The organism is Bradyrhizobium sp. USDA 4474, assembly GCF_054057515.1.
Map to the genome: position 1 here is coordinate 7,251,643 of NZ_JBSRZJ010000002.1, position 22,677 is coordinate 7,274,319.

The 22,677-nt window shown below is 65.0% G+C and carries 5 protein-coding genes; 1 reads left to right on the forward strand and 4 read right to left on the reverse strand.

Going from position 1 to position 22,677, the window contains the following annotated elements; genetic code table 11:
• Positions 1-377: 377 nt before the first annotated feature.
• From ACVW16_RS35785 to ACVW16_RS35800, 4 genes are all read right to left on the reverse strand, one after another.
• Entirely contained in the window at positions 378-590 is a 213-nt protein-coding gene (locus tag ACVW16_RS35785; RefSeq protein ID WP_456703581.1) for a hypothetical protein, read from the reverse strand.
• A 517-nt stretch (positions 591-1,107) separates the two neighbouring features.
• Entirely contained in the window at positions 1,108-2,349 is a 1,242-nt protein-coding gene (locus ACVW16_RS35790) for an HlyD family type I secretion periplasmic adaptor subunit (protein ID WP_456802604.1), read from the reverse strand.
• 140 nt (positions 2,350-2,489) lie between these two features.
• Positions 2,490-4,202 (reverse strand): type I secretion system permease/ATPase, encoded by a 1,713-nt coding sequence (locus ACVW16_RS35795; protein ID WP_456735137.1) that lies wholly within the window; start codon positions 4,200-4,202, stop codon positions 2,490-2,492.
• A gap of 46 nt (positions 4,203-4,248) precedes the next feature.
• Complete coding sequence (locus ACVW16_RS35800; RefSeq protein ID WP_456802605.1) at positions 4,249-22,374, reverse strand: VCBS domain-containing protein; 18,126 nt, start codon at positions 22,372-22,374, stop codon at positions 4,249-4,251.
• On the opposite strand from ACVW16_RS35800, the gene ACVW16_RS35805 reads away from it, so the two are divergent.
• On the forward strand, positions 22,340-22,552 hold the full coding sequence (locus ACVW16_RS35805; protein WP_456738334.1) for a hypothetical protein: 213 nt from the start codon (positions 22,340-22,342) through the stop codon (positions 22,550-22,552). The genes ACVW16_RS35800 and ACVW16_RS35805 overlap by 35 nt on opposite strands.
• The last annotated feature ends 125 nt before the right edge of the window (positions 22,553-22,677 follow it).

The following is a 22,677-nucleotide window of genomic DNA, read 5'->3' on the forward strand; positions in this document are numbered from 1 at the left end:
CAATGCATCAGGTCGTGCTGGAGATCAACGCGCGCCTCGACTGATGAAGAAGCGTCTAGGATGCGCCCCGTCCGGCTCTTGGTCCTGCGAGGCGCGCGTCACGCTCGCCTGCTGGGCGATCAAGGGCAGCCTCTGGCTCGCGAATCTCTACAGCGTCTTGATGCCGGAGGAGCATCGTTGAAAGCAGGGGCGCTGCCGGGCTCGAAATCCCTGTCCCCCCGGCAGCGTCCTGGTTTTCAAGACTGGGCACTGAAATCCCAGTCCCTTTCGAATATGCAATGGTCATGCCATAGATTTATGACAGGCCGCCAGTTCACGCAGAAGGGCCTGCCCCGGGGAAATTACGGGTGCTCGGTAGGCTCCAACCACGCACCAGGCTAATTCGCCCAGCCTTCGATGATCCCACGCATGATCCGGGCGAACATCCTCGCCCGATCAAATGCTTCCTCGCGAGGCACCTGCCCTGGACGCAGCCGTCGCGACGGCAGGTCGTCAAAGTAGAGGTACATGCTCCGGCGCCCATCAGCGAAGCGCACCTCGAAGCTTCCAGTCCCCGGCACCGTTTCGTGCTTGATCAGGCGGACAGTCATACCGGCATCGAAACCCGGCGCAGCCGAGAGTCAAATTGTCGATTCCTAGCGGCTCGGAACGCTGCCGAGCCACCGCTAATCGATAGTGCCGGAGTCACCGAAACTATCGACCTCAGCGGCCGGCGCGACCAAGCCGACGAAAGCGAGCACGAGCAGAAGCGACAGGCCACCGACGATCCAGAGACCGACCACAGGCTGCCTCAAACCGCTGTACGTTCGTTTGTGCGCTGGATCTTTATATTCCAGCTAACCACCTGATTTTTCTGTTTTTCTGGCGGAAGGAGCGTCCTGTCAAATCTGCCGGAATCGCTCACCTTTTCCGCCTGCGCTGCAAACTCATCTACGGTCCTAGCTACGGGATGTGTCGTATTGTTGCGACCGTAGTTCTCAGTCATCGCCTGCCGCGCTCGAACCTCCCTGCCCTCGATCTCTTCCGGGACTTACATCCAGTGCAGTGCCAGGTCGGGGTCCTGGCAGTGGACGAAATGGAGGCCATGAATTCTGCTCCGGCAGCCTCTCATCTCTGCCGGAACGACTGGTTGAATGACATCACCAGCGGGCCGACGAGGTATTCAAATGCGGTGCGTTGCGCGGTCGGAATCATGACCGTTGCGGGCATGCCGGGATAGAGCCGGATATTGGGCATGGCCGCCAGCTCGTCCTGATCGATGCGGACAAAGGCCGTGTAGTACGGGCTGTTGGTCTTGGGATCAGTCAAACGATCCGCCGAGACCTGAATGACGTCGCCATGAATGATCGGCACGATACGCTGCTTGTAGGCCGTGAGATGGACCTCGGCGCGCGTGCGCGGATGCACGTCGCTGATGTCGTCCACCGCGACCTGGGCCTCGATGGTGAGTGAGTCCTCGTCGGGCACGATGTCCAGAATCTTGTCGCCGCGCTGGATCACGCCGCCCACCGAGAACACGTTCAGTCCCACGACCCGTCCGGTATAGGGCGCCCGGATCTCCATGCGGCCCAACACGGCCTTGGCGCTCAACGCCTTCGGGATCACCTCCAGCAGTCTGGCCTGGGTATCACGCAAATCCTTGGTAACTTCAGTCATGCGATCGTTGTCGAGCTGGGCGGTCTGTTGCTCCTGCTCGGAAATCGCCTGGCGAGCCTTGGCGATATTGGCGTCAGTATCAGCGATCTGGCCCTCCAGACCGTAGGCCGTGCGCTCGAGTTGCAGAATTCGCGGCCGTGCGATCAAGCCGCGCTCCACGAGTGGCGCAATGTCCTTGGCCTCACTGCGGACCGAGTTGATCTGATCCGTAAATGATTTGACTTGTGCCTTCGAGCCAATAATTTGCGAACCGAGCTGATTGATCTTTTCCCGGATCACGCTGCGCTGGCCTTCAAGCGCCGCGCGGCGGCTTTCGAACTGGCTGACCTGGCCATTCCAGACGCTCTTCAGGTACGGATCGTCGGACCGTGCCTTGAGATCGTTCGGCATGACGAGCTGGGATCCGTGACCGAGCTCGGTCAATAGCCGCACCTCGGTTGCGCGAAGCACGGCATATTCCTGGGTCAGCACATCATACTCGGCCCGCGCCTGCGTCTCGTCGAGCACGATCAGGAGATCACCTGCGAGCACACGCTCGCCCTCCTTGACGTGCAGTTCCTTGATGATGCCGCCGTCGAGGTGCTGGACGCTCTTGCGGTTGCCGTCGACCTTGACGACGGCGTTGGCGACCACGGCGCCGTCGAGCGGTGCGGTCAGCGCCCCACGTACCAATGCCGCCGAAAAACAAAGCAATAATCAGCCATCCCGCGAACGCTACACGACCGATTGAGTCGTTCAGTTCGCCGGCGCTCGCGTTGTCGCGGGCCCGGTTCGGGACCGCACCTGGACGCCTGGTTCGAGTTGCAACATCCAGTATTGCCATCTCAAATGTCCTAGCTTGCCGCTCCCTGGACGGCATGGACCGGTACCGGCCGCGTCAGTCGAGGCAGGATTTCGCTCCGCGGTCCAAACATTTCGGCCACGCCTTCGCGCAGCACCAGTATTTTGTCGACTACGCTGATGGTCACAGGCCTATGAGAAATGATGATCACCGTCGTTCCGCGCTTCTTCAGCTCCATGATGCAGTCGGCCAGCGCGGCATCGCCCTCCGCATCAAGATTTGAGCTCGGCTCATCCAGCACTACCAGGCTGGGATTGCCATAGACGGCGCGGGCAAGACCGATGCGCTGGCGATAGCCGCCAGACAGGACCGCACCGCCTTCTCCGACTTCCGTGTCATAACCCCGGGGGAGCCGTACGATCATCTCGTGCACCCCGGCCATGCGCGCCGCCTTGATGATCTCCTGGTCCTCGTCGGCGTTGAAGCGGCAGATATTGGCCGCGACGGTATCGGCGAACAGCTCGATGTCCTGCGGCAGGTAACCGAGATGCTGGCCGAGCGAGGATTCGATCCAGGTCGAAACGTCGGAGCCGTCAAGACGAACAGCACCAGCCGATGGTACTTGCACGCCCACGATATGACGCGCGAGGGTGGATTTGCCGGCCCCGGAGGGACCGATGATGCCCAGCACCTCCCCCGGCTCGATCCGGAACGTGACGCCACGCAGAACGGGCTTGATAGCGCCTGGCGGAACAGAGGAGAGCGCTTCGACCGACAAGCGACCTTCGGGTCGCGGCAACATCAATCCACGTTCGTGCGGCGAATTTCCCGACAGCACCTCGCGCACGCGCCGGAATGCGCCGCGGGCGGCAACCAAGCTGCGCCATGATCCAACGATCTGCTCGATCGGTTGCAACGCGCGGCCAAGCAGAATGCTGGCGGCAAACATCGCTCCGGCGGTCGTCAGCCGTTCGATGACGAGATAGGCGCCAAGACCGAGGATCAGGGATTGCATCGCAAGCCGCAGGAGACGGATCAGGCTCTGCATCGCAGCCGCGCGGTCGCTTGCGGCAACCTGGCGCTCAAGCATGCGATCGCGGTCCCGGCTCCAGCGCCTCAACAGACCAGCGGTCATCCCCATCGCGCGCACCACCTCGGTGTTGCGCAAGCTCATCTCGGTGAAACTGTAATTGCGGCTGGCTGCGTCGTTGGCTTCCGCGAGCGGCGGCTTGACGATCCATTCATTGAGAAAAGCCATCGTGACCAGAACGATCGCGCACGCCAGCGCAAACGCGCCGAGGAACGGATGCAGACAAAAAATCACCGCGATATAGATCGGCGACCATGGCAAATCGAAGATGGCATGAACTCCGGCGCCGGTGATGAACTGCCGGAAGCTGTCGAAATCGCGGAGCAACTGACTGCGCGCACCACCGAGCCTGGCCGAACGATCAATGATGGCGGTCATGACTCGCGGGGCGATGTCGCGATCGAGGCGGATGCTGGTGCGCGTCAATACGCGGGCGCGCACTGCGTCGAGGCCAGCGAGCGCGACAAATGCCAGCAACAGCGCGATCGTGAGCATCAACAGGGTGATCTCGCTGGCGCTCGATATGACGCGGTCATAGACCTGCAACATATAGAGTGGGCCGGCCAGATAGAGCAGGTTGATCGCAAGGCTAAAGATGGCCGCAGTGACGAAATACCCTCGGGACCTCCGAAAGAATTGCCTAAACCCGTCTGTTCTTTTGTCTACCCTACTCAAGCCAGTGACCTCAATTGTGCAAAAGGAAATTCACAAGTCACGACCCTCAAACGATGTGGTGCGGGTCATAGCTGATCAGCGTTCCGTTCGTTGTGTCGGCCTTCTCGGTAAAGCCAGTCGGGTCATATTGCCCAAGCAGGACGATGTTCGCTGCGTGTGCGCCGTCCGAAACGGTCAAAGTGCCACCGGTCCCGGCTTGATTTTCAATGAAGCTCACCGTCGTGCCGGCGCCGAAGCCGATGCCCTTGATATCGATGTCGTCGTTACCGGTGAGACCGCTCACCGTGCCGGAGAAGTGGAAGGCGTCGTCCAGGATCAGGTGTCCGGCAGCAGTCGTGTCGAAGGCGACGCCTGCCGTAGAACCTGCCCCGAACTCGATAGTACCGGCCCCGCTGATCAAGGCGTTGCCGTTGCCGGTCACCTCGCCCTCGGCTGTGACGTTGCCGCCATTGGCCCAGATCTGACCGTTGTTGGCGACCGCGCTCTCTAGGACGAGCCCACCCGAACCGGCCGCCTCCAGCGTACCGGCGTTGGCGATCACGTTGGCACCGGTATCGATCACCAGGGCATGGGTCCCGGTGGCGTCGATGGTGCCCTGGTTGCTCAGCATCAGGCTGCCCTGCCCGATCTGGCCCGCGCCCGAGATCACGTTGTCGACGTTGTCGAGCGTGACGTTGGGAGCCGTGCCGGCAATGACGTTGTGGTCATCGTCGGACAGGACCACCTGGCCGCCGCCGTCGAGCGTGATCCCGGTCTGGATCAGCTGCAGCAGCGTGTCGTCACCGGAGGCGTGAAGCTCGATCGTCCCGGTGTTGTGGATGATGCCAGACAACGGCAGCATCGCGCCATCGCCGATGGTCATTGCGCCTGGATTCTCGACCGTCGGCGTCACGTCGAACTCGAAATTCGCCGCGGTCAGGTCCGCCGCATGCACGCCATCGAGCGTGATCGTCTGGCCATCGGCAAGCGTGATCAGGGCATTGCCGTTGGCGTCGTCCGCGGTGTGAGCCTGAACGTCGGCAAAGCTCTGCCAACCGTAGCTGATCAGGTCGATCACATCCGACGATACGTCGAAGCTGTGCACGACATCGTTGCCAATCGGCTGGGAGAAGACGAACGTATCGTGGCCGCTCGAGCCAGTTAAGGTGTCGTTGCCAGACCAGGCGAAGATAGGAGTGCCGGGCGCGTAAGCTTCAACATTGTCTAACAGATGAATGTCGAAAGTATTTCCATTCGGATCCGTCCAGCTTTGGACTATTGAGAGTAGTTGTGCTCCGACGAAGGTTGTCGGCGTAAGGGTTGTGACGCTGCCCGGATCGGTCGTTAGAATACTCCAATTGCCTTGGCTATCTTCAATTCCTCCGCTCAATGCCCAGCCGATCGGAACGCCATGGAGCTCGAGCGTCACAGGCTGCTGTGAGCCAACGTTCTCCAGACCGAGATCGATGGGACTGCCCGAAACACCTGCTGGCTGAACGGTGATTCCGATGGTACTTGTAGCTGAAAGGCTTCCATCTGAAGTCTGAATTGTCAGACCACCAGAGCCGGCTTTTCCGTTCTGTGGGTCCCAGTGCATGCCCGATAGCGCGTTGTTAATAGCCGTATCGGTACCACTCAATGTAACCGCTGACGTACCATTGCCTGTTACGGAGCTTAGTCCTGTTGTACTTCCAAGAGTGATCGTGAACGATCCTCCTGAAAAGGTCCCGCTCAGGGTTACAGTATGACTGGCGTTATCTACGTCGGAAATGCTGATTTGGTTGTGGTTTGACGAACTGAATACCAAGCTACCGTTCTTGTTCATTGACTGATTGCTTGGGACCGTGTTCACTGGAGCATCATCTGTCCCGGTGATGGTCACCACCACGTTCTGGCTGGTGGTGCCGCCGTGGGTATCGGCCACCTGCACCGTGTAGGTCAGCGTGACCGTCTGACCGGCCGCCAGATAGTCGAAGCTCTTGTCCTGGGCCGCGAAGCTCCAGTTATCCGAGCCGGTCACACCGCCCGTGGCGTCGCTCAGTGCGCCGAGCGACAGCCAACTCAGAAGCGTGGCGTTCGTCGGCAGGCCGGAGGTCGTGCCGGAGGTGGTCACCCCGGTCACCGTCGCGGTGTGGGTATCGCTGAGATCGGCATCGGTGAAGGTCACCGCGCCGCTCGCGGTATCGTTGGTGGTCGAGCCGGTCTGGCCCGCCACCTCCGTGATCGCGCCGGTCTGTGCGCCGCTGGTGATCACCGGAGTGTCGTTGGTCCCGGTGATGGTCACCACCACGTTCTGCGACGTGGTGCCGCCGTGACCGTCATTGATGCTGACGGCATAGGTCGCTGTCAGGGTCTGGCCGGCCGCCAGGAAGTCGAAGCTCTTGTCCTGGGCGCTGTAGCCCCAGGCCACGCTGCCCGAGCCGGAGCCGGTGCTGTCGGTCTGGGTCAGCGTCAGCGTGCTGGCCGCGGTCAGCGCGCTGATCTGGCCTGCGGTCAGGCTGCCGCCCGACCAGGCAAAGCTGGGCGTGCCCTGGCTGACCGTGTGGCTATCCGACAGATCGACGTCGGCAAACGCGATCGAACCCGACGCACTGTCCGCCGTGGTCGAGCCGGTCTGCCCACTCAGCTCGGAGAAGGCACCGGTCGCCGTGGTGGAGCCGGCCACAATGCTCGGCGCGTCGTTGGTCCCGGTGATGGTCACCACCACGTTCTGCGACGTGGTCCCGCCATGGGTGTCCGCCACCTGCACCGTGTAGGTCAACGTGACCGTCTGACCGGCCGCCAGATAGTCGAAGCTCTTGTCCTGCGCCGCGAAGCTCCAGCCATCCGAGCCGGTCACGCCGTTGGTCGAGTCGGTGAGCGTTCCCAACGTCAGCCAACTCAGAAGCGTGGCGTTCGTCGGCAGGCCGGAGGTCGTGCCGGAGGTGCTCACCCCGGTCACCGTCGCGGTGTGGGTATCGCTGAGATCGGCATCGGTGAAGGTCACCGCGCCGCTCGCGGTATCGTTGGTGGTCGAGCCGGTCTGGCCCGCCAATTCCGTGATCGCGCCCGTCTGTGCGCCGCTGGTGATCACCGGAGTGTCGTTGGTCCCGGCGATGGTCACCACCACGTTCTGGCTGGTGGTCCCACCGTGACCGTCATTGATGCTGACGGCATAGGTCACCGTCAGGGTCTGGCCGGCGGCCAGGAAGTCGAAGCTCTTGTCCTGGGCGCTGTAGCCCCAGGCCACGCTGCCCGAGCCGGAGCCGATGCTGTCCGTCTTGGTCAGCGTCAGCGTGCTGGCCGCGGTCAGCGCGCTGATCTGGCCCGCAGTCAGGCTGCCGCCCGACCAGGCGAAGCTGGGCGTGCCCTGGCTGACCGTGTGGCTATCCGACAGATCGACGTCGGCAAACGCGATCGAACCCGACGCACTGTCCGCCGTGGTCGAGCCGGTCTGCCCACTCAGCTCGGAGAAGGCACCGGTCGCCGTGGTGGAGCCGGCCACAATGCTCGGCGCGTCGTTGGTCCCGGTGATGGTCACCACCACGTTCTGCGACGTGGTCCCGCCATGGGTGTCCGCCACCTGCACCGTGTAGGTCAACGTGACCGTCTGACCGGCCGCCAGATAGTCGAAGCTCTTGTCCTGCGCCGCGAAGCTCCAGCCATCCGAGCCGGTCACGCCGTTGGTCGAGTCCGTGAGCGTTCCCAACGTCAGCCAACTCAGAAGCGTGGCGTTCGTCGGCAAGCCGGAGGTCGTGCCGGAGGTGCTCACCCCGGTCACCGTCGCGGTGTGGGTATCGCTGAGATCGGCATCGGTGAAGGTCACCGCGCCGCTCGCGGTATCGTTGGTGGTCGAGCCGGTCTGGCCCGCCACCTCCGTGATCGCGCCGGTCTGTGCGCCGCTGGTGATCACCGGCGCGTCGTTGGTCCCGGTGATGGTGATCACCACGTTCTGGCTGGTGGTGCCGCCATGCGTATCGGCGACCTGCACCGTGTAGGTCAGCGTGACCGTCTGACCGGCCGCCAGATAGTCGAAGCTCTTGTCCTGCGCCGCGAAGCTCCAGCCATCCGAGCCGGTCACACCGCCCGTGGCGTCGCTCAGCGCGCCGAGCGACAGCCAACTCAGAAGCGTGGCGTTCGTCGGCAGGCCGGAGGTCGTGCCGGAGGTGCTCACCCCGGTCACCGTCGCGGTGTGGGTATCGCTGAGATCGGCATCGGTGAAGGTCACCGCGCCGCTCGCGGTATCGTTGGTGGTCGAGCCGGTCTGGCCCGTCAGCTCGCTCAGCGAGGCGCCCTGCGCGCTCGAGGTGATCACCGGCTGATCGTTGGTCCCGGTGATGGTCACCACCACGTTCTGGCTGGTGGTGCCGCCGTGGGTGTCCGCCACCTCAACCGTGTAGGTCAGCGTCACGCTCTCGCCCTGGGCCAGATAGTCGAAGCTCTTGTCCTGCGCCGCGAAGCTCCAGCCATCCGAGCCGGTCACACCGCCCGTGGCGTCGCTCAGTGCGCCGAGCGACAGCCAGCTTTTCACGGTGGCGTTGTCGGCAAGCCCGCTGGTCACCCCGCTCGACGTCACACCCGTGATGGTCACGCTGTGCGTGTCGGATAGATCCGCGTCGCTGAACGTCACCGTGCCCGTCGCGCTGTCGGGGCTCGTCGAGCCGGTCTGCCCCGTCAGCTCGCTCAGCGCCGCGCCCTGCGCGCTCGAGGTGATCACCGGCTGATCGTTGGTCCCGGTGATGGTGATCACCACGTTCTGGCTGGTGGTCCCGCCATGGGTGTCCGCCACCTGCACCGTGTAGGTCAGCGTCACGCTCTCGCCCTGGGCCAGATAGTCGAAGCTCTTGTCCTGCGCCGCAAAGCTCCAGCCATCCGAGCCGGTCACCCCGCCCGTGGCGTCGCTCAGTGCGCCGAGCGACAGCCAGCTTTTCACGGTGGCGTTGTCGGCAAGCCCGCTGGTCACCCCGCTCGACGTCACACCCGTGATGGTCACGCTGTGCGTGTCCGACAGATCCGCGTCGCTGAACGTCACCGCGCCGCTCGCGGTATCGTTGGTGGTCGAGCCGGTCTGGCCCGTCAGCTCGCTCAGCGCCGCGCCCTGCGCGCTCGAGGTGATCACCGGCTGATCGTTGGTCCCGGTGATGGTGATCACCACGTTCTGGCTGGTGGTGCCGCCATGCGTATCGGCGACCTGCACCGTGTAGGTCAGCGTGACCGTCTGACCGGCCGCCAGATAGTCGAAGCTCTTGTCCTGCGCCGCGAAGCTCCAGCCATCCGAGCCGGTCACCCCGCCCGTGGCGTCGCTCAGTGCGCCGAGCGACAGCCAACTCAGAAGCGTGGCGTTCGTCGGCAGGCCGGAGGTCGTGCCGGAGGTGGTCACCCCGGTCACCGTCGCGATGTGGGTATCGCTGAGATCGGAATCGGTGAAGGTCACCGCGCCGCTCGCGGTATCGTTGGTGGTCGAGCCGGTCTGGCCCGTCAGCTCGCTCAGCGAGGCGCCCTGCGCCCTCGAGGTGATCACCGGCTGATCGTTGGTCCCGGTGATGGTGATCACCACGTTCTGGCTGGTGGTGCCGCCGTGGGTGTCCGCCACCTGCACCGTGTAGGTCAGCGTCACGTTCTCGCCCTGGGCGAGATAGTCGAAGCTCTTGTCCTGGGCCGAGAAGCTCCAGCCATCCGAGCCGGTCACCCCGCCCGTGGCGTCGCTCAGCGCGCCGAGCGACAGCCAGCTTTTCACGGTGGCGTTGTCGGCAAGCCCGCTGGTTACCCCGCTCGACGTCACACCCGTGATGGTCACGCTGTGCGTGTCCGACAGATCCGCGTCGCTGAACGTCACCGTGCCCGTCGCGCTGTCGGGGCTCGTCGAGCCGGTCTGGCCCGCCACCTCCGTGATCGCGCCGGTCTGTGCGCCGCTGGTGATCACCGGAGTGTCGTTGGTCCCGGTGATGGTGATCACCACGTTCTGCGACGTGGTCCCGCCATGGGTGTCCGCCACCTCAACCGTGTAGGTCAGCGTCACGCTCTCGCCCTGGGCCAGATAGTCGAAGCTCTTGTCCTGGGCCGAGAAGCTCCAGCCATCCGAGCCGGTCACCCCGCCCGTGGCGTCGCTCAGCGCGCCGAGCGACAGCCAGCTTTTCACGGTGGCGTTGTCGGCAAGCCCGCTGGTTACCCCGCTCGACGTCACACCCGTGATGGTCACGCTGTGCGTGTCCGACAGATCCGCGTCGCTGAACGTCACCGTGCCCGTCGCGCTGTCGGGGCTCGTCGAGCCGGTCTGGCCCGCCAACTCCGTGATCGCGCCGGTCTGTGCGCCGCTGGTGATCACCGGAGTGTCGTTGGTCCCGGTGATGGTCACCACCACGTTCTGCGACGTGGTCCCGCCGTGGGTGTCCGCCACCTCAACCGTGTAGGTCAGCGTCACGCTCTCGCCCTGGGCGAGATAGTCGAAGCTCTTGTCCTGCGCCGAGAAGCTCCAGCCATCCGAGCCGGTCACACCGTTGGTCGAGTCGGTGAGCGTTCCCAACGTCAGCCAACTCAGAAGCGTGGCGTTCGTCGGCAGGCCGGAGGTCGTGCCGGAGGTGCTCACCCCGGTCACCGTCGCGGTGTGGGTATCGCTGAGATCGACATCGGTGAAGGTCACCGCGCCGCTCGCGGTATCGTTGGTGGTCGAGCCGGTCTGGCCCGTCAGCTCGCTCAGCGCCGCGCCCTGCGCGCTCGAGGTGATCACCGGCTGATCGTTGGTCCCGGTGATGGTGATCACCACGTTCTGGCTGGTGGTGCCGCCATGCGTATCGGCGACCTGCACCGTGTAGGTCAGCGTGACCGTCTGACCGGCCGCCAGATAGTCGAAGCTCTTGTCCTGCGCCGCGAAGCTCCAGCCATCCGAGCCGGTCACACCGCCCGTGGCGTCGCTCAGCGCGCCGAGCGACAGCCAACTCAGAAGCGTGGCGTTCGTCGGCAGGCCGGAGGTCGTGCCGGAGGTGCTCACCCCGGTCACCGTCGCGGTGTGGGTATCGCTGAGATCGGCATCGGTGAAGGTCACCGCGCCGCTCGCGGTATCGTTGGTGGTCGAGCCGGTCTGGCCCGTCAGCTCGCTCAGCGAGGCGCCCTGTGCGCCGCTGGTGATCACCGGAGTGTCGTTGGTCCCGGTGATGGTCACCACCACGTTCTGCGACGTGGTGCCGCCATGGGCGTCCGCCACCTGCACCGTGTAGGTCAGCGTCACGCTCTCGCCCTGGGCCAGATAGTCGAAGCTCTTGTCCTGCGCCGCGAAGCTCCAGCCATCCGAGCCGGTCACCCCGCCCGTGGCGTCGCTCAGCGCGCCGAGCGACAGCCAGCTTTTCACGGTGGCGTTGTCGGCAAGCCCGCTGGTCACCCCGCTCGACGTCACACCCGTGATGGTCACGCTGTGCGTGTCCGACAGATCCGCGTCGCTGAACGTCACCGTGCCCGTCGCGCTGTCGGGGCTCGTCGAGCCGGTCTGGCCCGCCAACTCCGTGATCGCGCCCGTCTGTGCACCGCTGGTGATCACCGGAGTGTCGTTCGTCCCGGCGATGGTCACCACCACGTTCTGGCTGGTGGTCCCACCGTGACCGTCATTGATGCTGACGGCATAGGTCACCGTCAGGGTCTGGCCGGCCGCCAGGAAGTCGAAGCTCTTGTCCTGGGCGCTGTAGCCCCAGGCCACGCTGCCCGAGCCGGAGCCGGTGCTGTCCGTCTTGGTCAGCGTCAGCGTGCTGGCCGCGGTCAGCGCGCTGATCTGGCCCGCAGTCAGGCTGCCGCCCGACCAGGCGAAGCTGGGCGTGCCCTGGCTGACCGTGTGGCTATCCGACAGATCGACGTCGGCAAACGCGATCGAACCCGACGCACTGTCCGCCGTGGTCGAGCCGGTCTGCCCACTCAGCTCGGAGAAGGCACCGGTCGCCGTGGTGGAGCCGGCCACAATGCTCGGCGCGTCATTGGTCCCGGTGATGGTCACCACCACGTTCTGGCTGGTGGTGCCGCCGTGGGTATCGGCCACCTGCACCGTGTAGGTCAACGTGACCGTCTGACCGGCCGCCAGATAGTCGAAGCTCTTGTCCTGCGCCGCGAAGCTCCAGCCATCCGAGCCGGTCACGCCGTTGGTCGAGTCGGTGAGCGTTCCCAACGTCAGCCAACTCAGAAGCGTGGCGTTCGTCGGCAGGCCGGAGGTCGTGCCGGAAGTGCTCACCCCGGTTACCGTCGCGGTGTGGGTATCGCTGAGATCGGCATCGGTGAAGGTCACCGCGCCGCTCGCGGTATCGTTGGTGGTCGAGCCGGTCTGGCCCGTCAGCTCGCTCAGCGAGGCGCCCTGCGCGCTCGAGGTGATCACCGGCTGATCGTTGGTCCCGGTGATGGTGATCACCACGTTCTGGCTGGTGGTCCCGCCGTGGGTGTCCGCCACCTCAACCGTGTAGGTTAGCGTCACGCTCTCGCCCTGGGCGAGATAGTCGAAGCTCTTGTCCTGCGCCGCAAAGCTCCAGCCATCCGAGCCGGTCACACCGCCCGTGGCGTCGCTCAGTGCGCCGAGCGACAGCCAGCTTTTCACGGTGGCGTTGTCGGCAAGCCCGCTGGTCACCCCGCTCGACGTCACACCCGTGATGGTCACGCTGTGCGTGTCCGACAGATCCGCGTCGCTGAACGTCACCGCGCCGCTCGCGGTATCGTTGGTGGTCGAGCCGGTCTGCCCCGTCAGCTCGCTCAGCGCCGCGCCCTGCGCGCTCGAGGTGATCACCGGCTGATCATTGGTCCCGGTGATGGTGATCACCACGTTCTGCGACGTGGTCCCGCCATGGGTGTCCGCCACCTCAACCGTGTAGGTCAGCGTGACCGTCTGACCGGCCGCCAGATAGTCGAAGCTCTTGTCCTGCGCCGCGAAGCTCCAGCCATCCGAGCCGGTCACCCCGCCCGTGGCGTCGCTCAGCGCGCCGAGCGACAGCCAGCTTTTCACGGTGGCGTTGTCGGCAAGCCCGCTGGTCACCCCGCTCGACGTCACACCCGTGATGGTCACGCTATGCGTGTCGGACAGATCCGCGTCGCTGAACGTCACCGTGCCCGTCGCGCTGTCGGGGCTCGTCGAGCCGGTCTGCCCACTCAGCTCGGAGAAGGCACCGGTCGCCGTGGTGGAGCCGGCCACAATGCTCGGCGCGTCGTTGGTCCCGGTGATGGTCACCACGACGTTCTGGCTGGTGGTCCCGCCGTGGGTGTCCGCCACCTCAACCGTGTAGGTTAGCGTCACGCTCTCGCCCTGGGCGAGATAGTCGAAGCTCTTGTCCTGCGCCGCAAAGCTCCAGCCATCCGAGCCGGTCACACCGCCCGTGGCGTCGCTCAGTGCGCCGAGCGACAGCCAGCTTTTCACGGTGGCGTTGTCGGCAAGCCCGCTGGTCACCCCGCTCGACGTCACACCCGTGATGGTCACGCTATGCGTGTCGGACAGATCCGCGTCGCTGAACGTCACCGTGCCCGTCGCGCTGTCGGGGCTCGTCGAGCCGGTCTGCCCACTCAGCTCGGAGAAGGCACCGGTCGCCGTGGTGGAGCCGGCCACAATGCTCGGCGCGTCGTTGGTCCCGGTGATGGTGATCACCACGTTCTGGCTGGTGGTCCCGCCGTGGGTGTCCGCCACCTGCACCGTGTAGGTCAGCGTCACGCTCTCGCCCTGGGCGAGATAGTCGAAGCTCTTGTCCTGCGCCGCGAAGCTCCAGCCATCCGAGCCGGTCACACCGTTGGTCGAGTCGGTGAGCGTTCCCAACGTCAGCCAACTCAGAAGCGTGGCGTTGTCGGCAAGCCCGCTGGTCACCCCGCTCGACGTCACACCCGTGATGGTCACGCTGTGCGTGTCCGACAGATCCGCGTCGCTGAACGTCACCGTGCCCGTCGCGCTGTCGGGGCTCGTCGAGCCGGTCTGGCCCGCCACCTCCGTGATCGCGCCCGTCTGTGCGCCGCTGGTGATCACCGGCTGATCGTTGGTCCCGGTGATGGTGATCACCACGTTCTGGCTGGTGGTCCCGCCATGGGTGTCCGCCACCTCAACCGTGTAGGTCAGCGTCACGCTCTCGCCCTGGGCCAGATAGTCGAAGCTCTTGTCCTGCGCCGCAAAGCTCCAGCCATCCGAGCCGGTCACACCGCCCGTGGCGTCGCTCAGCGCGCCCAGCGACAGCCAGCTTTTCACGGTGGCGTTGTCGGCAAGCCCGCTGGTCACCCCGCTCGACGTCACACCCGTGATGGTCACGCTGTGCGTGTCCGACAGATCCGCGTCGCTGAACGTCACCGCGCCCGTCGCGCTGTCGGGGCTCGTCGAGCCGGTCTGGCCCGCCACCTCCGTGATCGCGCCCGTCTGTGCGCCGCTGGTGATCACCGGCGCGTCGTTGGTCCCGGTGATGGTGATCACCACGTTCTGGCTGGTGGTGCCGCCGTGGGTGTCCGCCACCTCAACCGTGTAGGTCAGCGTCACGCTCTCGCCCTGGGCCAGATAGTCGAAGCTCTTGTCCTGGGCCGCGAAGCTCCAGCCATCCGAGCCGGTCACACCGTTGGTCGAGTCGGTGAGCGTTCCCAACGTCAGCCAACTCAGAAGCGTGGCGTTCGTCGGCAGGCCGGAGGTCGTGCCGGAGGTGCTCACCCCGGTCACCGTCGCGGTGTGGGTATCGATGAGATCGGCATCGGTGAAGGTCACCGCGCCGCTCGCGGTATCGTTGGTGGTCGAGCTGGTCTGGCCCGCCACCTCCGTGATCGCGCCCGTCTGTGCGCCGCTGGTGATCACCGGCTGATCGTTGGTCCCGGTGATGGTGATCACCACGTTCTGGCTGGTGGTGCCGCCGTGGGTGTCCGCCACCTCAACCGTGTAGGTTAGCGTCACGCTCTCGCCCTGGGCGAGATAGTCGAAGCTCTTGTCCTGCGCCGCAAAGCTCCAGCCATCCGAGCCGGTCACACCGCCCGTGGCGTCGCTCAGTGCGCCGAGCGACAGCCAACTCAGAAGCGTGGCGTTCGTCGGCAGGCCGGAGGTCGTGCCGGAAGTGCTCACCCCGGTTACCGTCGCGGTGTGGGTATCGCTGAGATCGGCATCGGTGAAGGTCACCGCGCCGCTCGCGGTATCGTTGGTGGTCGAGCCGGTCTGGCCCGTCAGCTCGCTCAGCGAGGCGCCCTGCGCGCTCGAGGTGATCACCGGCTGATCGTTGGTCCCGGTGATGGTGATCACCACGTTCTGGCTGGTGGTCCCGCCGTGGGTGTCCGCCACCTCAACCGTGTAGGTTAGCGTCACGCTCTCGCCCTGGGCGAGATAGTCGAAGCTCTTGTCCTGCGCCGCAAAGCTCCAGCCATCCGAGCCGGTCACACCGCCCGTGGCGTCGCTCAGCGCGCCCAGCGACAGCCAGCTTTTCACGGTGGCGTTGTCGGCAAGCCCGCTGGTCACCCCGCTCGACGTCACACCCGTGATGGTCACGCTGTGCGTGTCCGACAGATCCGCGTCGCTGAACGTCACCGCGCCGCTCGCGGTATCGTTGGTGGTCGAGCCGGTCTGCCCCGTCAGCTCGCTCAGCGCCGCGCCCTGCGCGCTCGAGGTGATCACCGGCTGATCATTGGTCCCGGTGATGGTGATCACCACGTTCTGCGACGTGGTCCCGCCATGGGTGTCCGCCACCTCAACCGTGTAGGTCAGCGTCACGCTCTCGCCCTGGGCCAGATAGTCGAAGCTCTTGTCCTGCGCCGCAAAGCTCCAGCCATCCGAGCCGGTCACCCCGCCCGTGGCGTCGCTCAGTGCGCCGAGCGACAGCCAACTCAGAAGCGTGGCGTTCGTCGGCAGGCCGGAGGTCGTGCCGGAGGTGCTCACCCCGGTCACCGTCGCGGTGTGGGTATCGCTGAGATCGGCATCGGTGAAGGCCACCGCGCCGCTCGCGGTATCGTTGGTGGTCGAGCCGGTCTGGCCCGTCAGCTCGCTCAGCGCCGCGCCCTGCGCGCTCGAGGTGATCACCGGCTGATCGTTGGTCCCGGTGATGGTGATCACCACGTTCTGCGACGTGGTCCCGCCATGGTTGTCCGCCACCTCAACCGTGTAGGTCAGCGTCACGCTCTCGCCCTGGGCCAGATAGTCGAAGCTCTTGTCCTGCGCCGCAAAGCTCCAGCCATCCGAGCCGGTCACGCCGTTGGTCGAGTCGGTGAGCGTTCCCAACGTCAGCCAACTCAGAAGCGTGGCGTTCGTCGGCAGGCCGGAGGTCGTGCCGGAGGTGCTCACCCCGGTCACCGTCGCGGTGTGGGTATCGCTGAGATCCGCGTCGCTGAACGTCACCGTGCCTGTCGCGCTGTCGGGGCTCGTCGAGCCGGTCTGCCCACTCAGCTCGGAGAAGGCACCGGTCGCCGTGGTGGAGCCGGCCACAATGCTCGGCGCGTCGTTGGTCCCTGTGATGGTCACCACGACGTTCTGGCTGGTGGTGCCGCCATGGGTGTCCGCCACCTCAACCGTGTAGGTCAGCGTCACGCTCTCGCCCTGGGCCAGATAGTCGAAGCTCTTGTCCTGCGCCGCAAAGCTCCAGCCATCCGAGCCGGTCACCCCGCCCGTGGCGTCGCTCAGCGCGCCCAGGCTCAGCCAGCTTTTCACGGTGGCGTTGTCGGCAAGCCCGCTGGTCACCCCGCTCGACGTCACACCCGTGATGGTCACGCTGTGCGTGTCGGATAGATCCGCGTCGCTGAACGTCACCGTGCCCGTCGCGCTGTCGGGGCTCGTCGAGCCGGTCTGCCCCGTCAGCTCGCTCAGCGCCGCGCCCTGCGCGCTCGAGGTGATCACCGGCTGATCGTTGGTCCCGGTGATGGTCACCACCACGTTCTGCGACGTGGTGCCGCCATGGGTGTCCGCCACCTCAACCGTGTAGGTCAGCGTCACGCTCTCGCCCTGGGCCAGATAGTCGAAGCTCTTGTCCTGCGCCGCAAAGCTCCAGCCATCCGAGCCGGTCACGCCGTTGGTCGAGTCGGTGAGCGTTCCCACCGTCAGCCAACTCAGAAGCGTGGCGTTCGTCGGCAGGCCGGAGGTCGTGCCGGAGGTGCTCACCCCGGTTACCGTCGCGGTGTGGGTATCGCTGAGATCGGCATCGGTGAAGGTCACCGCGCCGCTCGCGGTATCGTTGGTGGTCGAGCCGGTCTGGCCCGCCACCTCCGTGATCGCGCCCGTCTGTGCGCCGCTGGTGATCACCGGCTGATCGTTGGTCCCGGTGATGGTGATCACCACGTTCTGGCTGGTGGTCCCGCCATGGGTGTCCGCCACCTCAACCGTGTAGGTCAGCGTCACGCTCTCGCCCTGGGCGAGATAGTCGAAGCTCTTGTCCTGGGCCGCGAAGCTCCAGCCATCCGAGCCGGTCACCCCGCCCGTGGCGTCGCTCAGTGCGCCGAGCGACAGCCAACTCAGAAGCGTGGCGTTCGTCGGCAGGCCGGAGGTCGTGCCGGAGGTGCTCACCCCGGTTACCGTCGCGGTGTGGGTATCGCTGAGATCGGCATCGGTGAAGGTCACCGCGCCGCTCGCGGTATCGTTGGTGGTCGAGCCGGTCTGGCCCGCCAACTCCGTGATCGCGCCCGTCTGTGCGCCGCTGGTGATCACCGGAGTGTCGTTGGTGCCGGTGATGGTCACCACCACGTTCTGGCTGGTGGTGCCGCCGTGGGTGTCCGCCACCTCAACCGTGTAGGTTAGCGTCACGCTCTCGCCCTGGGCCAGATAGTCGAAGCTCTTGTCCTGCGCCGCAAAGCTCCAGCCATCCGAGCCGGTCACACCGCCCGTGGCGTCGCTCAGTGCGCCGAGCGACAGCCAGCTTTTCATGGTGGCGTTGTCGGCAAGCCCGCTGGTCACCCCGCTCGACGTCACACCCGTGATGGTCACGCTGTGCGTGTCCGACCGATCCGCGTCGCTGAAGGTCACCGTGCCCGTCGCGCTGTCGGGGCTCGTCGAGCCGGTCTGCCCACTCAGCTCGGAGAAGGCACCGGTCGCCGTGGAGGAGCCGGCCACAATGCTCGGCGCGTCGTTGGTCCCGGTGATGGTCACCACGACGTTCTGGCTGGTGGTCCCGCCGTGGGTGTCCGCCACCTGCACCGTGTAGGTCAGCGTCACGCTCTCGCCCTGGGCCAGATAGTCGAAGCTCTTGTCCTGCGCCGCAAAGCTCCAGCCATCCGAGCCGGTCACCCCGTTGGTCGAGTCGGTGAGCGTTCCCAACGTCAGCCAACTCAGAAGCGTGGCGTTGTCGGCAAGCCCGCTGGTCACCCCGCTCGACGTCACACCCGTGATGGTCACGCTATGCGTGTCGGACAGATCCGCGTCGCTGAACGTCACCGTGCCCGTCGCGCTGTCGGGGCTCGTCGAGCCGGTCTGCCCACTCAGCTCGGAGAAGGCACCGGTCGCCGTGGTGGAGCCGGCCACAATGCTCGGCGCGTCGTTGGTCCCGGTGATGGTGATCACCACGTTCTGGCTGGTGGTCCCGCCGTGGGTGTCCGCCACCTGCACCGTGTAGGTCAGCGTCACGCTCTCGCCCTGGGCGAGATAGTCGAAGCTCTTGTCCTGCGCCGCGAAGCTCCAGCCATCCGAGCCGGTCACACCGTTGGTCGAGTCGGTGAGCGTTCCCAACGTCAGCCAACTCAGAAGCGTGGCGTTGTCGGCAAGCCCGCTGGTCACCCCGCTCGACGTCACACCCGTGATGGTCACGCTGTGCGTGTCCGACAGATCCGCGTCGCTGAACGTCACCGTGCCCGTCGCGCTGTCGGGGCTCGTCGCGCCGGTCTGGCCCGCCACCTCCGTGATCGCGCCCGTCTGTGCGCCGCTGGTGATCACCGGCGCGTCGTTGGTCCCGGTGATGGTGATCACCACGTTCTGGCTGGTGGTCCCGCCATGGGTGTCCGCCACCTGCACCGTGTAGGTCAGCGTCACGCTCTCGCCCTGGGCCAGATAGTCGAAGCTCTTGTCCTGCGCCGCGAAGCTCCAGCCATCCGAGCCGGTCACACCGTTGGTCGAGTCGGTGAGCGTTCCCAACGTCAGCCAACTCAGAAGCGTGGCGTTGTCGGCAAGCCCGCTGGTCACCCCGCTCGACGTCACACCCGTGATGGTCACGCTGTGCGTGTCCGACAGATCCGCGTCGCTGAACGTCACCGTGCCCGTCGCGCTGTCGGGGCTCGTCGAGCCGGTCTGCCCCGTCAGCTCGCTCAGCGCCGCGCCCTGCGCGCTCGAGGTGATCACCGGAGTGTCGTTGGTCCCGGCGATGGTCACCACCACGTTCTGGCTGGTGGTGCCGCCGTGACCGTCATTGATGCTGACGGCATAGGTCACCGTCAGGGTCTGGCCGGCCGCCAGGAAGTCGAAGCTCTTGTCCTGGGCGCTGTAGCCCCAGGCCACGCTGCCCGAGCCGGAGCCGATGCTGTCGGTCTTGGTCAGCGTCAGCGTACTGGCCGCGGTCAGCGCGCTGATCTGGCCCGCGGTCAGGCTGCCGCCCGACCAGGCGAAGCTGGGCGTCCCCTGGCTGACCGTGTGCGTATCCGACAGATCGACGTCGGCAAACGCGATCGAGCCCGACGCACTGTCCGCCGTGGTCGAGCCGGTCTGCCCACTCAGCTCGGAGAAGGCACCGGTCGCCGTGGTGGAGCCGGCCACAATGCTCGGCGCGTCGTTGGTGCCGGTGATGGTCACCACCACGTTCTGGCTGGTGGTGCCGCCATGGGTATCGGCCACCTGCACCGTGTAGGTCAGCGTGACCGTCTGACCGGCCGCCAGATAGTCGAAGCTCTTGTCCTGCGCCGCGAAGCTCCAGCCATCCGAGCCGGTCACACCGTTGGTCGAGTCGGTGAGCGTTCCCAACGTCAGCCAACTCAGAAGCGTGGCGTTGTCGGCAAGCCCGCTGGTCACCCCGCTCGACGTCACACCCGTGATGGTCACGCTGTGCGTGTCCGACAGATCCGCGTCGCTGAACGTCACCGTGCCCGTCGCGCTGTCGGGGCTCGTCGCGCCGGTCTGGCCCGCCACCTCCGTGATCGCGCCCGTCTGTGCGCCGCTGGTGATCACCGGAGTGTCGTTGGTCCCGGCGATGGTCACCATCACGTTCTGGCTGGTGGTCCCACCGTGACCGTCATTGATGCTGACGGCATAGGTCACCGTCAGGGTCTGGCCGGCCGCCAGGAAGTCGAAGCTCTTGTCCTGGGCGCTGTAGCCCCAGGCCACGCTGCCCGAGCCGGAGCCGGTGCTGTCGGTCTTGGTCAGCGTCAGCGTGCTGGCCGCGGTCAGCGCGCTGATCTGGCCCGCGGTCAGGCTGCCGCCCGACCAGGCGAAGCCGGGCGTGCCCTGGCTGACCGTGTGCGTATCCGACAGATCGACATCGGCAAACGCGATCGAGCCCGACGCACTGTCCGCCGTGGTCGAGCCGGTCTGCCCACTCAGCTCGGAGAAGGCACCGGTCGCCGTGGTCGATCCGGCCACGATCGTGGGCCCGTGGTTCGGCATCCCAAATGTCAGGGTGGTCGAAGTGACAAATCCATTCTGATCGAGGGTTGAAAGCGTAAACACGTCAGTGGCTGTCGTGAAAGACGTCACCGTATAGCTATAGGTTCCGTCGGCGTAGACCGTGAGTTTTCCATCTGTCCCTGCCACCGTGTAGGAGGTCGGCAGGCTCGCTGTCCCTTGGAGATACTGCGCCACGTTGAGCGACGGATCCAACGAGGTCGCGGTCGGAGCACCGTTGCCGGCAGCAACGCCCACGATTTTGAATGTGTCGGTGAAGCTGGTCGAGCTGGTGCCGAGCGTGTTGGTGAAGAGATTGAGGCTATTGAGCGAGCCGCTGCTCGAAGTCGCGCCAACAGCCAGACCAATCGTACCGGGATTGACGATTTGAACCTGGAGCGCCTCCCAACCATTGAGGACGAGGCCGCCCCCGCTGGTCGAGGCACCGGTGCCGGAGGTTCCCGCGGCGAAATTGAAGGAATAGCTCGCGCTACTGCATTGGTTCGCGGCCAGCCAGTTCGCATACTGTGTCAGTTGCGATTTGATGAGCGCGTATTCATCCGCAGTAACGACGATACGAATCGTATCAGTGCCGCCCCCGCCATTATACTTGTCCACGTCGCCCGCCAGCGACTGCAACTGCGATGAGCCGCCTACGTTGACCACCTTGTAGTGGTCGGAAAGGGCATAGATCGCGAGATCGCTGCCGTTGCCCGCACTGATGACATCACTGCCGGAGCCCGCAATGATGACATCGGTGCCATTCCCGACATTGATCGTGTCGTTTCCCGCGCCGGCATAAATGATGTTGGCGCCGTTACCGCTAACGATCGTATCTGTCCCGCTTCCAGCAACGATGACATTGGTCCCGTTGCCATCGCTGATGCTGTTCGTGCCGCTGGTCCCGGCCGCATAGATCAGGTTGCCCCCATTGCCATCGCTGATGGTCGCGTTGTTGCCGCTGGCGATGATCGTGTTGGAGCCATTGCCATCGCTTATGACATTGTTGTTGCCTGTAACCGTTATCGTATTGGTGCCGTTGCCGTCGCTAACCGAATCATTGTTCCCGGTCACAGTGATGGCGTTGGTTCCGTTACCGTCAGAGACGGTGTTGCTGTTGCCCGTTACGGTGACGGTATTCGTTCCGTTGCCATCGCTGATCTTGTCATTGCTTCCAGTGACGGTCAGTGCGTTGGTGCTGTTGTTTCCAGAAATTGTGGTGTTGCTGGTGTCCAGCACGCCCGCATATGCCCGCTGCCCCTTGGTCGTGATCGGCGGCTGACACGGCGCCATAGTTGCGATCGAGGCGAGTTCCCAACGTCCACCACGCGCGGCGGCGCCGACGCGCCGCTCGGATGCCGCTACCTTGGCTCCGGTTACGTTCGCGAGCGCGCGGACGAACGCTGCGCCCTGCTCGCTTCGCGCCACCGCACAGCTCCACAAGCGGAGTTCTCCGCGCTGTCCGATAGCGTCGCCGAGAAGAACCAGCTCACCGGCTTCCCGGTCAATCGTATCAAGCGAAAGCAATCCCGCCGAGAAAGCCAGCTCACCCGGTCGTCCGTGAGCGATAATGTGGATCGCTTCCAGTCCTCTGCTGCCTCGGATCGCTCGCGCCATCTGGCGGGAAGCCGGTTCATCGCTGGAGAGCAAGATCGGTTCAACGTCTGACCGGATGCCGTGAAGCAACGTCTCTAGGTCCTCGACACCGGGGTCGATGAAGGCGATCTCGCGCTTGCTGGTAGGCGTCATCGACGAACTCTCCACTGAAACGAATGCCTGGAATGCCCCCGGCGCTCAGCCCTCGACAAAAAGCTTGATTGTCTTGGTGGCATGGCAGTCGGACCTGACCGCACCTGCGCGAACGGATCGTGCGATCGCAATGTCCTCACCAACTCCGCGTGCAGGCGCGAACGGGCAATCGATCTGAGCGGGCGGACAAATTTTCAGGATTGATGGGGAGCCCATAGAAATGTCGCGCGACCAGGGCCAGTTCGAAATTTGCGGGAGGCACGCTTGAAATTCGAATGGGTTGACCGGTGGTCCGGCCATCCC